The sequence below is a fragment of the Congregibacter sp. genome, from assembly GCF_045107095.1.
GTDB lineage: Bacteria > Pseudomonadota > Gammaproteobacteria > Pseudomonadales > Halieaceae > Congregibacter.
The window spans coordinates 1-12,779 of record NZ_JBGCFU010000137.1 but is presented as its reverse complement, the minus strand read 5'-3'; the positions used below and the strand labels follow the sequence as shown (position 1 = coordinate 12,779).

Here is a 12,779-nt window from a genome sequence, read left to right as displayed (position 1 = left end):
CAGAGAAGGCCTTTCAAAGCGCGGCACAGCTTCCGTAAAAAATACTGACAGGGAAACCAAAGGAAACTGTGATGCTGATCACGTCGCCCATGGGCAAGATTAAGAGCAGCTAAGCGGAATGCCCTGACGTGCTCGCAATTTCGTTAATGGTCAGCCCAACGGCCTCCATAGCCATTCTGTGCCATTGGCCATAGTCCAGAACCGGGCCTATGACGTGGTGTCGAAGACTTACGTAGCCATGAAGCACCGCCCAAACTCTTAAGGCCGCGCGCTGCCGTGAAGCCTGCGTGGCTTCTGCGGGTAACAGGCGTGATACGCCAGATACCAGAACATTAAATGCATTTTGCGAAGCTTCGAGAGCTTCGTCTGACGGGGCGTAGCTGCTTCCCGTTTCCCCAAAGATTAGTCGGTAATGTCCCTCGTTGTGCTGCGCAAATTGCAGGTACTTCTCACTGCCCGCAAGCACAGACTGCAAGGGATTTTCGTGGTCATCAGCAGACACCATGGCATCCCGAACCCGCTCAAAACCCTCCACATAGAGCGCATCGAGCACGCCCTGCTTGCCTTGAAAGTGACTGTAAATAGCGATGGTCGAAAGCCCCGCTTTGGTGCTTATGGCACGCACGCTTAACCCCTCCACACCCTTTTCTAAAAGGGTCTGCGAAGCCGCAACCAATATCCGCTCTTTATTACCTGCTACTTTTGCCACTCATAGGTCCTGCAATAGAACACGCTTGACAGCATACCATAACGCCGTTATCTTGATCCATAACAACGTTATATTTTTATGAATTCTCGTGACTATCAGCGATAGCACGTCACAACTGCAGGACATCCAAAATGTCACAGAAAGTAATAGAAGCCGATTACCTGGTCATCGGATCGGGCGCCGTCGGCATGGCCTTCGCCGACATCCTCCTTACCGAATCAGATGCCACTGTCGCAATCGTGGATCGTTATGCTAAACCAGGCGGACATTGGAACGCGGCCTATCCGTTCGTGCAGCTTCATCAACCATCACAGTTCTATGGGATCAGCTCCCGGGAGCTTAGCCGCGGTCGCCTTGAACAAGGGGGATTGAACGATGGACTAAATGAGCTCGCAAGCGGCGCAGAAGTCAGCGCCTACTTTGACGATGTCATGCGTCACCAGTTTTTGCCTTCCGGTCGTGTGCAGTATTTTCCAATGTGCGACTACACCGGTGATGGTCGGTTCGTATCTAAAGTTGGCGGCCAGGAATACCGCGTTAACGTCAAAAAGAAGATCGTCGATGCAACCTTCCTAAAAACAAAAGTCCCGTCTACGCACACACCTAACTTCTCGATCGACAAAGGCGTGCGCTTTATGCCGCTTAACGATCTTCCGAAAGTGACGGATCAGCCTGATCGTTACGTTGTAGTTGGCGGCGGAAAGACGGGTATTGATGCTTGTCTGTGGCTACTCCAGATGGGCTGTGAACCCGATAAAATCCAGTGGATTCGTCCGCGCGACGCCTGGCTTCTTAATCGGCGCAACACCCAGCCGACCGATGAATTTTTCTTCGATGTTTTCAACGCGCAGGCGGGCATGATGGAGTCAGCTGCAAGTGCTGATTCTTTTGAAGATCTTTTCGATAAGCTGGAGAGCTGTGGTTACTTCCTACGCATTGACCCGGACCAGCGTCCGGAAATGTTCCACGGTGCCACGATATCAACGGCAGAGCTTGAGATCTTACGTACCATCAAGGACGTCGTGCGTCTTGGACGAATTACTCACTTGGGCAGTGACCAAATCGATTTCCAGAAAGGCTCGCTGCCAGTGGCCGAAAACACGCTGTTTGTAGACTGCTCGGCACGCCCCGTTGAGGACCTGCCTGATGACGTGCCCGTCTTTGCAGACAACGTCATCACCCCGCAGATGGTTCGCTCTTACCAGCCAGTTTTCAGTGCAGCGCTGGTCGCACACGTAGAGCTAAACTATGAAGGCGACGACGAGAAAAACCGCCTCTGCGCCGTGGTACCGCCACCGGAGGCAGATACAGACTTTGCGCACTTTACGGCGATCGCCCTAACGAATCAGTACAACTGGTCTCAGGATTCCGACTTATCGAAGTGGATTTTGAACAACCGACTTGATGGATTTAGCAAAATGGCCAGAGGGGCCGAAGGAAACGACGAGAAGATGGCTTTGCTGAATCGTATGCGCAGTAACGGTGTTGCCGCGGTGATGAATCTGATGAAGCTTGATCAAGAGTACAAACAACAGGAGGCCTAAAAGCCATGCAAAGATTCGAAGTAAAAAGAAATGCATTTAGTGAATTCCGAGTCGCCGACACCGGCGACGCGGCGCTCAACGAAGGCGAAATTCGCGTCGCAGTGGACTTCTTTGCATTCACCGCTAACAACATGACCTATGCTGCAGCAGGCTACACAATGGGCTATTGGAAGTTTTTCCCGGTCGCTGATGGCGAAGACTTCGGAGTCATCCCGGTTTGGGGCTTTGCAAACGTCGTGGAGTCACGATCCGATGCGGTCGCCGTGGGTGAGCGACTCTACGGGTACTTCCCCCCTGCCGACTCCTTGGTCATGCTGCCAGTGCGTGTGGATGATAAAAGCCTGTTTGATGGTGCCGAGCATCGCCAATCGCTGCCCCCGCTCTACAATCGTTATCAGCGCGTACGCGCCGGTGGTTCCGTGCAAGCAGAACAGTTACAGGCTTTGTTAGGCCCCCTGTACAACACCTCTTATTGTCTTTGGGATCAGTTGAAAGAGAACGACTATTACAAAGCGAAACAGGTACTGCTACTCAGTGCTTCGAGCAAAACGAGTATCGGACTCGCCAAAGCGCTTTCGGATGATCCGAACGCCCCTCCTGTTATTGGATTGACCTCCTCCGGCAACGTCGACTTTGTAAACAAGCTGGGTTATTACGACGGCGCGATTGACTACAAGAATTTGAGCGACGTCCTGACGACACCTACAGTCATAGTGGACATGGCGGGGAACGCGGGCACGGCGCAAGCGCTCCGCGACCACTTGGGCGACAAGCTTGCGTACTTCATAAGCGTTGGTCTTACTCACTGGGATCAAGCCGACGCGCAATTGGACAGTAGCGGAGAACGTCACGAATGGTTCTTTGCACCAAGCTACATTCTCGATCGCAGCAAGGCTTTGGAGCCGGGCGAGTTTGTCAGAAATGCACAGAGCTTTGTCATGGGCGCTGCTGCTGCAGCTAGTGAGTGGTTAACCGTGCAAGAAGCAAGTGGTGTAGAGGCCTTCAGCCAACACTATCCCGACATTTGCGCAGGCGCCATGAACCCCGCCGAAGGGCTAATCTGCAAACTGTAGTGTTGGCTCTACATCCGGTGTATCGCGGCTGGTCTACGACTAGCCGCGACTACTTACGCACAACTACTTACGCACAACATCGTCAAACGCCTGACGAAAGGCGGGTCTAGCGGAAAGCCTCGATGCGTAGCTTCTGAAAACATCGTCCTGGCACATGCCGTAAGTCCGCGCCCAGTTAACGTTATGACCGATTACGATATCAGCCGCGCTGAACTGATCCCCACAGATGTACTCGGATACTGACAAGCGACTGAGCAGCTGTGGCTCCACCTCTGTCTTGATCTTCTCCATGGCTCGATCAATGGTTCGTTGGTCAGCGTCAGACTCCGGCAACAGATCCCGGTGCATACGCAGCTGCCAAAGCATGGAATCCATCCAGTTTCCGCCCAGTTGCAGCATCTGCAGGTAGTCGGCCCGTTGGTGCGACAATCCGGGTGCAGGAGCAAGCTGCTTATCGGGAAAAGCATCCGCAAGCCATTCCACCATCGCCGTGCTTTCCAGCATGTTTTGCACGCTGCCATCGCCCCAGGTGATCTGTAGCACCGGGACCGCATGGTTCGGATTCATCTCAAGGAAATCCGCAGCGTACTGCTCGCCCTCCAGAAGTTTCATGGTGGCCAATTCAAACTCATCGCCGTAAGTCTCCAACAAGGCCCAGCGGACACGGGCGCTGCGGCTTCCGGGAAAATGGAAAAGCTTTAAAGCCTGAATTTTCATGCGCAGGGACTCTCTTTATTGGTAAAAACAACGCTAACATACATCGCTGAATTCTAGCGATGTAAACAACATGGACGAAGCAACAGAAGCAGGTGGAATCGCCCAATCAAGCGGCGAAGCAGTGGGCGGATTTCTATCTGGTATTCCCAGTACGCTGAGCGACTTTTTTGCGGGGATTGGCAAAGGCGCCGGCGTCAACGGCATGTTCGACTGGGCAGCGCTCGTTATTGGTATTGCGCTGCTGCTTGGGGCGGCGCGAGGGATAAGGCGCGGTCGTATTGTTGGGCCAATAGTGAGTGGATTCATTGCCGTGGGTTTGATGGGATGGGCGGTATCCTAAGAGCGCTCCATCTCTATGTCTATCGCTAGTGCCAGCTAGTTTCAGTGTGCGGCGAATCAGGACAGAGCAACGCCAGCAGCGCCAACCAAAGCAACAAGATCGCACCCACTGTTCGCTCGTAAGCGCCAAGCCAGCTCGCGTCGATGAATGGAATGACGGGGATTAAGGCCAGCCACAGCACAAACAAAAAACCGTTAATCCAGGCGCAGAGCGGTGCCCTGCGGCCCAAGTCACGCTGTAGTAAACCCATGATTACGCCAACGCTACTGGCAAGTATTGCCAGCGGATCATTCGCATCGGGTCCAACAAGCTGTGTGTCAGATGCATTCAGAAAATAGAACGCGATAAACAGTAAACACGCTCCGTTAAAAACCAGTAACCATACGGCCACTGTCCAAAGTCCAGACCCGTTGCTGGATCGCGCCAACACAACCGCCAGTGCGACCTGCACCACCGCAAGCACCAGCAGACCCACCGTATGTACACCCGCACCCACGGACCGGCTCAACTGACTAATGGGAGTATCCATTGCGCCCTGTCCCGACATCACCAGGCTTATCAGATGAGCGCTCAACATCAGCAGCACTCCGGCGACTACGACGCGCCGTAAGTTGGCCGTGCTTATCATCTATCGGTTTCGCAGCACGCGGCAGCCGATCGGATAAAGACTTTATCGATGATCTTCCACTCACCCCTTAGCTTCGCAAGGGTTAGAAAATCCACGTAGGCGCCATCAAAGTCAAAGACCACGCGCGCGATAGGATCACCGGATAGGTCTACGGCCAGAATCCTGCCCTCTCGCTCTTGAGCCTCGCCTTTCATCCAGCGGTTTATTGCTGCCTCAATAGGCTCTGCTACGAGTTCGCCGGACTCGCTGACGCTCTTTAACTCCGCTGTTTCGCTAAAGGCACGCTGCAGACGACTGAGACTGACTTCGTTAATCCCTTCAAAATAGTCAAACACCGTCAATCGCACAGCTGACATGTCATCGGCTTTAACACTTTGACCAAGAATCACCATGGCCGCGCAGAGCACAGACAGCAATGCGGCTTTGGGGCGCTGCATCTGTTTAAACCGTATGTTCATAGCGCGACTCCAATCCCAATGGTGTTTGATGTCTGGCCACCGTAGCAAAAGCCATGAATACCCACCAGCAAGCCTATCGGCGTACCTTCGTGTTTGGAGCGCGCGCGGATCAATCGTGTCTAAATCAATGAAGATTTCCGTACAGATATTTGCTACAACTCGTTCAATCCAAGCTGATATTGCGAACTGCCCGATGACTAAAGTCACGTCATTACAACTGCTGATCTTGACGGCGGCAACCTTGCTGCTTTCCGCCTGCGCCGCAACGCTCGATGATCCCGCACCAATTTTCGATCACGGGGTGGCGAGTGGCCCAAAACCATGGACTCAGGCTGCGCCCAACTATGACAGTGATGCGGTACGATTTGCAGTGTTCTCGGATCTTACCGGCGGAGAACGTGAGGGCGTTTTCCAAGTAGCGGTTGAGCAAATGAACTTGCTCCGCCCCGAACTCATCGTGAACGTAGGGGACTTGATTGAAGGTAGTTCAGACAGATCTGAAATAGATGCGCAATGGCAATCCTTCGATGATCGCGCCAACAAGGCAAACGCGCCCGTGCTCTACACCGGTGGTAACCACGATCTCTTGGACGGCGTCCTGCGCAAGGCTTGGGAGGAACGTAATGGCCCCCGCTACTACCATGTGCGCTACCGCGACGTCCTGTTCCTGATACTCGACACAGAGGACCACTCTGTGGAACGACTAACTGAGATCGCGCAGCTTCGGCTCGATGCTATAGAGGTCGCCAAAACTTCAGGCTGGGATGCGTTTGCCGAGACTGAGTATGCAAAACTGCCTGAGGACGAAACAGGCATGATATCGGCGGCGCAGGCAGAGTACATGCGTGATGCGATCGCCGAGAACACGGACGTTCGCTGGACGTTTCTTCTCGCTCATAAAGCGCCGTGGGCGAACGATGACATGGCTAGCTGGCAATCTATCGAAGAAGCCCTGGGGGAACAGGAATACACGGTGTTTCATGGCCACCGACATAGCTATCAACACAAAACTCGCAAGGGCAGAGACTATATTCGGCTGGCTACCACGGGAGGCGTTTTTCTCCCGGAAAGCGGTTTATCCATGGACCAGATTGTGTGGGTGACCGTAGACGCCGAAGGCGCTCATATTGCCAATCTGAAAATGTCGGGAATTCTGGATAAAACCGGCAAACGCCCTCTCAACGGAGATGCGCTTTGCCTGGACTCAAAGGACTGCCCTGAGGAGTGATCAGGATCCAGCCGCATCCCAAAGGGGTTTCAGCGATGAGTAAGCACCGGCATTCATGGCATTGCTGAAGCCGGCCTCCGCGAGGCTACTGGTGGCCATACCGGATCGATTCCCGCTGCGGCAATACAGCACAACTTCCGTCGACTTCGCTGTTTTGAGTGCCGCGAGGCCCTCAACAATTTCACCATGAGGTATATTGATTGCACCGGGTAAGTGCCCTGTCGCAAATTCCTCAGCGGTCCGCACATCGACCAATAGCGCACCGCCCTGCACAGCTGTTAAGGCCGCCTGACCAGTATCTCCAGCGTTTCCGCATGCTGCCAACACAAGACCCAACACCACCACTGCCATTGTCTTAAACACTTTCTTCACCTCGTCTTAGAAAGATGCTGATTATGCCCTGTTCATCAGGCTTACTGAACATAGCGATAATGTCAGCTCTCTGGAAATTATGCCCACCGCAAGGTTTTCGTTTGCATAGCCAACACGTATTATCGGTACAAGTAACGGCGTGTTGCTGGTACTCCAAAACTCGCTACTTCAAAAAAACAAACAGCGGTATTCACTACAGAGGTTCTTATGCACTCCAACAAACTTTGTGTCTCTCTCATTCTGAGTATCGCTCCTTTGCTGGCCTTTGACGCTACGGCAGGCTCCGCAACCGTTGCATCTAAAGACGGCCAGTCTTCGACCTTTGAGTACAGTGACAAGTATTTACGCATCAGTATTCCCGGGCAGGATGGCTATGCCTTAGTCCGAGATGGATCAATCTACACCGTGATGCAACAAGACGGCCGTACCCTGGTTATCGATGCAGGATCCGCCATGAAAGGCATGGGGGCCGGTGTGCCAACCGCTGTACCCGCACAGTTCAACTCCGAGATTGGTTCTCTCGATAAAACCGGACGCAGCGAAACGGTTGCCGGTATCAAAGGTGAGGTCTACCAACTCAACTATGTTGATGAAAACGGCAACGAGCAAAGCGAAGAGATGGTGCTCTCAGATGACCCCCGGGCCCTGGAGTTTCGCGATGGGCTGTTTCTCATGATCGGCGTTGCCTCACAGTTGACCTCTGAGGGAACCGAAGACAGCACGGCGTCCATCCAGAAGGCTTTGAGCGATATCGACTCGGGTATTTTGCGCTACGGTCAGGATATGACCGTCACCGAGATTAATAGCGATGGCGTGGATCCCTCCCGTTTTGAATTACCCGCAGAGCCTCTCAATCTGCAGGGAATAGGAGCAATGCTGGGCAGTATGTCGCAGCAGGCGGGCGCAGACGATGGCGCCGCTGACGAACTTGGCGACAGCGAAGCTGAGCCCAAAAAGAAGGGGCTATTTGGTAGTGTCATGGGCGCTATCGGTGAAAAGGTGAACCGTCAAAGCGATCGCCTTGGTGACAGCGCCGAACAAGAGATCGACGCCGAAACCGATGAGAAAGTTGACGGGGCCCTGGACAAGGCCTTTGGCAAGCTATTCGGGCGCTAGTCGCTCTTATCAGCCCACAGCATAGCCAAGTACTAACTCGTGCCCAGGTCTTCTAAATCAGCTAACTTGGCCTGGGCGCCATCATCACTGCAGCCGTCAAATGATCGGTAGTACGCCTTTCAACTACTACGATTCCCCGTTCTAACTCCACGGTTCCTGCACATTTCCCCTGCCTAATGCCACAAAAAAGGGTATGGGAGAAAGGCTGTGACCTTCACTTATCGATTGGCGCTAAGCGCTGTCCTGACAACACTGGTTGCCTGTGGTGGTTCCGGCGGCACCAGTGACACTGTTACAACGACAGAGACAGCAACCTCCGGCACAGATTCAGGTAGCAGCAGTACTACCGGCGAGACCGGCTCTTCAGCGAGCGGATCTACCGACCCCGTACTCTGTGACTACAACGACACGACCCTGAATACGCAGCCTTCGCTCACTTACACCAGTGTGTACACCTGGAACTGCAACGAAAGCACGCGCTCGCTCACAGCTAACGGTATTCCCGATCATGAGATTGGAACTTTTCCCAACGCTGCGAACCCCAATACGATCACTGAGCAGGACGTCTCCGCAAGCTATACGTTGAGTCCAACCCAGACTAGCACCGCCTCTGAGCTTGGGGGCCCTCGGGGAGCAACCGGATATGTGCTCAACGGCGTCAAGATCGATGCGGGCACTGGCGGTTCTTGCGACGACAGTGGTACTGCATGCAGCCTCGGTGATCCCAGTGGCAGTTGGAGTATCGAGGCACTGGGACAATCAAGCTTTGACTTTGGCACCGATGACAACAACGCCCATGTACAGCCCGGTGGTGCCTATCACTATCACGGCATGCCCGAAGGCTTTATCAGCAAGCGTGGTGGCAACAGCTCCACCATGACCCTGATCGGCTGGGCCGCTGACGGCTTTCCGATTTATGCACGCTACGGATACAGCGTTGCAGACGATGCCAGTTCAGAACTAAAAAACATGGAGGGTAGTTATCAGTTCATTGCGGAAGTCAGCAGCAGTCGCCCCTCGGTGGATACCTATCCCTTGGGCGCGTTTCGCCAGGACTGGGAGTACGTCGAAGGCTCCGGAGATCTGGATGAGTGCAATGGTCGAGTGGGCGTCACGCCAGAGTTTCCAGAGGGCATTTACCACTACTACGCAACGGATACCTATCCCTTCTTTCAGCGCTGCGTAAAAGGCGCGCTTTAACATCCCACTGGAGGACCACAAGATGAATTCAATCAACTTTCGCAGTAGATCTTTCACCACCGCCATGCTTTTGGCACTGGCGCTTACAGTAATGCTCGTAAAACCGGCTAGCGCTCACCTGATGATGGCGCAGAACGGAACGCTCAACATCGTCGATGATGGGGTATATATGGTGATCTCAGTTCCCATCTCTGCCTTTCCAAATCTTGATCAAGACTTCGATGACGAAGTGTCACTTTTTGAATTCAATAGCCGAAGAAATGACATTACCGCGCAGGTAAAAAGCAGCTTAGCTCTCTACCAAGACGAAAAGCCCGTCGCACTAAAAGACTTGCGCTTGGTCCCCGTAAGGCCGCACAGCAAAGACGAGGTGTACATCTCTCAATTGATTGTTATGGGTAAGTTCGAAGCAACCCAGTCACAGAATGCGCTGAGCTTTGAGCTATCACTGTTTGGCCTCAGCCCCGAAGAACACACCATGAAGATCACTGCAAAACGACCTAAGACAGCGCAGGAAAGCATAGTAGTACTGACGCCAACAGCACCACATAGCCCGCTGTTTTCAACCGTCGTAGCGCAACATAAACATACCGCTAGTCTGCCGTAACACCCGCCGCTATAGTGATCTTGTGTCCCTATCCATCGTTCAAAAACTCGTCGCAGCCTTTATTGGCCTGACTCTCATTGTCCTCCTTGCAACGCTGGGATTAGCACGCTGGAGTTTTCAGCAAGGCTTTCTGGACTACGTTAACGCGCTGGAACAAACACGTTTGGAGCGCATCCAGACCCGGCTAGCCAGTGACTACATCGACGCCGGCGGCGAATGGGACTTCGTCACCGATGCATACCTTGGCAATATCCTTCGCCCCCGGATTCAAACCGGCACAACGACTTCTCAGCTAAGCACTCCCGGCCCGCGAGCACGCCAGGTCCAAACCGATGGGCCACCACCTCCACGCCGCCCAAATAGACGTCAGGGACCGGGAGTCGGACCTGGGCCTGGCGGCCCAGGTGGGCCACCGCCCAGTGAAGGCGATGGTCCCCGAAGAGCACCCATTGCTCCCCCGAGCGAATCCCTTAGTAGTTTTGTACCACCCACCGCGCTATTTGATGCAAACGATGAACAAATCGCCGGTATTGCCATTGATAACACTGCCCCCTCCATTATTCGGGTGCCTGTGGTTGCCAATGGACTGAAAATTGGCGAACTGCGAAGCGATCCACGCCGCCAAATAGAGGCACCGCTGGAGACTGCGTTTTCAAGGCGGCAACTCACTACCAGCTGGATTATCGGGCTCGTGAGCCTGGGGCTGGCACTCGTCGTCTCGCTAGTCTTAGCGCGAGGCCTGTCCGCACCAGTGAAGCGCATGATTAGTGGAGTCGGCAAGTTGTCTACGGGGGACTACGGCCACCGTATGCAGGAGCAACGAAAAGATGAACTTGGGCAGTTAACTCGCGATATTGACCAGCTTGCGTCGACGCTCGAAGAGGCGCAGTCCGCGCGCAATCGCTTACTCGCGGATGTATCCCATGAGTTACGTACGCCACTGACCGTCTTGAGCGGTGAGATTGAGGCACTCAAAGATGGCTTACGTAGCTTTGATGCCACTCAACTCGAGTCCCTGGACCAAGAAGTGCAGCGACTGCGATACCTGGTCAACGATCTGTATGAGCTCTCTTTGTCAGACGCTGGAGGCCTACGTTACGAACTCCAACCGATGGAGTTAGTTGGATCTATAGAGAGCGCAGTAAATAGCGTTGAAGCAAGAGCGACAGATAGCGGACTCACCCTTAGCGTGTCGAAAAGCCCTCAAGTAGAGCTGCCCGTACTTGGTGATGCTCGGCGACTCGAGCAATTGTTCACCAATGTTCTGGAAAACTGCATTGCTTACACTGACGCGCCCGGGACCATCGATATCCACTTATCTGCAAGCGACACCCAGGCTATCGTGCGTTTTGATGATTCAGCACCTGGGGCGAGCCCCGCCGAATGCGAAAAGCTGTTTGAGCCCCTCTACCGAAAAGATTCGTCCCGCGCTCGCAGGTCTGGCGGCGCAGGACTCGGCCTAGCGATCTGTCGCAACATCGCTGTTGCGCATAGTGGCACTATCACAGCAGAGCCATCTTCTCTGGGAGGAGTATCTGTCGTGCTGGAAATACCCCTATCCAAGGAGAAGCGACTGTGAGTGCAGGCAAGATTCTTATTGTCGAAGACGAGCCCAAAATCGCCCAGTTGCTCGTTGATTATCTTGAGCGTGATGACTTCACTGTGTCGGTGCTTCACGAAGGAACAGACGCGGTAGATACCGTGAAATCAGAAGCGCCAGATTTCGTCATCCTTGATTTGATGCTACCCGGCAAAGATGGCCTGAGTATCTGCCGAGAAGTGAGGCAGTTTTCGAACATCCCCATCATGATGCTCACAGCCAAAGTTGATGAGATTGACCGCCTGATTGGCCTGGAAATTGGTGCCGATGACTATGTCTGCAAACCCTTTAGTCCCCGAGAAATCGTAGCTCGGGTACGGACCATTCTTCGTCGTGTGCAGCAGTCCCCGGCTCCTCAAACCGACGACATCGTTCGTTATCGTGAAGTCACGCTTCAGGTAGATAAGTACGAGTGCAGCGTGTCAGAACAACGTATCGAACTCACGCCGGTAGAGTTCAGGCTGCTCCATGGTTTTATGCAACGCCCTGGTCGCGTTTTCTCTCGCGACCAGCTGATGGATATTTGTTACGACGATGAGCGCGTGGTGAGTGACCGAACTATCGATACGCACATAAAGAATCTACGCAAGAAGATCGAAGCCAGTGCTGACCGCGTGGTGATTCACTCCATCTACGGTGTCGGCTACAAAATTGACTAAGCCCAGCGCACTCCACAAAAACTTCACGTTTGCTCCTCTTTAGCTACGCGGTGTTTCGAGATACTGAATCCGTTAGCAAGACAAACAATCATTGAGGAGTCATTCATGAACAACACAAACAATATTCGACGAGTTGCCTTGGGAGTTATCGCTACAAGTGCCATCGCTTTAGCTAGCCTATCTGTAAACGTAGCCGCTCAAGAAGACGATGGTGAAAATCGTGGCCAGGGAAAACGACGCGGCCCTCCACCTGAAGCACTGGAGGCTTGCGCCAACCTCAGCGAAGGCGACGCCTGCGCATTTACCGGCCGGCGGGGCGATATGAGCGGCGTCTGCTTTGCGCCGCCTAAAGAAGACGCGGCCCTAGCCTGCGCCCCTGAGGGTGGTCCTAGAGAACACCGCGGCCGCGATGAAGAAATGGAACAAATAGAAGACTGATCTGACGAGTCTAAGTCGACTCAGGCAATCAAAGATCCAAACAGGTGGCCTCCAGGGGCCTCCAGTGATCCGGGACGGGATTATTCTCGC

15 protein-coding genes are annotated in these 12,779 nt (G+C 53.7%); 10 read left to right on the top strand and 5 right to left on the bottom strand.

Going from position 1 to position 12,779, the window contains the following annotated elements; translation table 11 throughout:
* Nucleotides 1–109: 109 nt before the first annotated feature.
* On the bottom strand, nucleotides 110–709 hold the full coding sequence (locus AB8B76_RS15845; RefSeq protein WP_405273857.1) for a TetR/AcrR family transcriptional regulator: 600 nt from the start codon (nucleotides 707–709) through the stop codon (nucleotides 110–112).
* A gap of 131 nt (nucleotides 710–840) precedes the next feature.
* Here AB8B76_RS15845 and AB8B76_RS15840 point away from each other — a divergent pair, with 131 nt between their 5' ends.
* Together AB8B76_RS15840 and AB8B76_RS15835 are read left to right on the top strand one after the other, a co-directional pair.
* Nucleotides 841–2,253 carry an NAD(P)/FAD-dependent oxidoreductase gene (locus AB8B76_RS15840; RefSeq protein WP_405273856.1) on the top strand — a complete coding sequence of 471 codons (1,413 nt, stop codon included), beginning with the start codon at nucleotides 841–843 and terminating at the stop codon, nucleotides 2,251–2,253.
* Between the two features lie 5 nt (nucleotides 2,254–2,258).
* Nucleotides 2,259–3,326 (top strand): DUF2855 family protein, encoded by a 1,068-nt coding sequence (locus tag AB8B76_RS15835; RefSeq protein WP_405273854.1) that lies wholly within the window; start codon nucleotides 2,259–2,261, stop codon nucleotides 3,324–3,326.
* A 63-nt stretch (nucleotides 3,327–3,389) separates the two neighbouring features.
* Here AB8B76_RS15835 and AB8B76_RS15830 read toward each other — a convergent pair whose 3' ends face one another.
* Nucleotides 3,390–4,043, bottom strand: a complete 654-nt coding sequence (locus tag AB8B76_RS15830; protein ID WP_405273853.1) for a glutathione S-transferase family protein — start codon at nucleotides 4,041–4,043, stop codon at nucleotides 3,390–3,392.
* A gap of 70 nt (nucleotides 4,044–4,113) precedes the next feature.
* On the opposite strand from AB8B76_RS15830, the gene AB8B76_RS15825 reads away from it, so the two are divergent.
* The gene (locus AB8B76_RS15825) at nucleotides 4,114–4,383 is read left to right on the top strand and encodes a hypothetical protein (RefSeq protein WP_405273852.1); all 270 of its coding nucleotides are present in this window, start codon (nucleotides 4,114–4,116) and stop codon (nucleotides 4,381–4,383) included.
* A 25-nt stretch (nucleotides 4,384–4,408) separates the two neighbouring features.
* On the opposite strand, the gene AB8B76_RS15820 is transcribed toward AB8B76_RS15825, so the two are convergent.
* A complete protein-coding gene (locus AB8B76_RS15820; protein WP_405273851.1) occupies nucleotides 4,409–5,011 on the bottom strand; it encodes a hypothetical protein in 603 nt (200 codons plus the stop codon).
* Nucleotides 5,008–5,469, bottom strand: a complete 462-nt coding sequence (locus AB8B76_RS15815; protein ID WP_405273850.1) for a nuclear transport factor 2 family protein — start codon at nucleotides 5,467–5,469, stop codon at nucleotides 5,008–5,010. Before AB8B76_RS15815 ends, AB8B76_RS15820 begins: the two co-directional genes overlap by 4 nt.
* A gap of 193 nt (nucleotides 5,470–5,662) precedes the next feature.
* Here AB8B76_RS15815 and AB8B76_RS15810 point away from each other — a divergent pair, with 193 nt between their 5' ends.
* Complete coding sequence (locus AB8B76_RS15810) at nucleotides 5,663–6,697, top strand: metallophosphoesterase family protein (protein WP_405273849.1); 1,035 nt, start codon at nucleotides 5,663–5,665, stop codon at nucleotides 6,695–6,697.
* Here AB8B76_RS15810 and AB8B76_RS15805 read toward each other — a convergent pair whose 3' ends face one another.
* The gene (locus AB8B76_RS15805; RefSeq protein ID WP_405273848.1) at nucleotides 6,698–7,060 is read right to left on the bottom strand and encodes a rhodanese-like domain-containing protein; all 363 of its coding nucleotides are present in this window, start codon (nucleotides 7,058–7,060) and stop codon (nucleotides 6,698–6,700) included.
* A gap of 216 nt (nucleotides 7,061–7,276) precedes the next feature.
* Between AB8B76_RS15805 and AB8B76_RS15800 the strand changes: the two genes are divergently transcribed.
* The 6 genes from AB8B76_RS15800 to AB8B76_RS15775 all read left to right on the top strand — a co-directional run bounded on the left by AB8B76_RS15800 (nucleotide 7,277) and on the right by AB8B76_RS15775 (nucleotide 12,689).
* Entirely contained in the window at nucleotides 7,277–8,185 is a 909-nt protein-coding gene (locus AB8B76_RS15800) for a hypothetical protein (protein WP_405273847.1), read from the top strand.
* A gap of 207 nt (nucleotides 8,186–8,392) precedes the next feature.
* Entirely contained in the window at nucleotides 8,393–9,385 is a 993-nt protein-coding gene (locus AB8B76_RS15795; RefSeq protein ID WP_405273846.1) for a YHYH protein, read from the top strand.
* A gap of 22 nt (nucleotides 9,386–9,407) precedes the next feature.
* The gene (locus tag AB8B76_RS15790; RefSeq protein WP_405273845.1) at nucleotides 9,408–9,992 is read left to right on the top strand and encodes a hypothetical protein; all 585 of its coding nucleotides are present in this window, start codon (nucleotides 9,408–9,410) and stop codon (nucleotides 9,990–9,992) included.
* A gap of 22 nt (nucleotides 9,993–10,014) precedes the next feature.
* Entirely contained in the window at nucleotides 10,015–11,571 is a 1,557-nt protein-coding gene (locus tag AB8B76_RS15785) for an ATP-binding protein (protein ID WP_405273844.1), read from the top strand.
* Nucleotides 11,568–12,251, top strand: coding sequence for a response regulator (locus AB8B76_RS15780; protein ID WP_405273842.1), 684 nt, complete (start codon nucleotides 11,568–11,570; stop codon nucleotides 12,249–12,251). Before AB8B76_RS15785 ends, AB8B76_RS15780 begins: the two co-directional genes overlap by 4 nt.
* Nucleotides 12,252–12,356: 105 nt before the next feature.
* The gene (locus AB8B76_RS15775; protein ID WP_405273841.1) at nucleotides 12,357–12,689 is read left to right on the top strand and encodes a hypothetical protein; all 333 of its coding nucleotides are present in this window, start codon (nucleotides 12,357–12,359) and stop codon (nucleotides 12,687–12,689) included.
* Nucleotides 12,690–12,779: the final 90 nt, after the last annotated feature.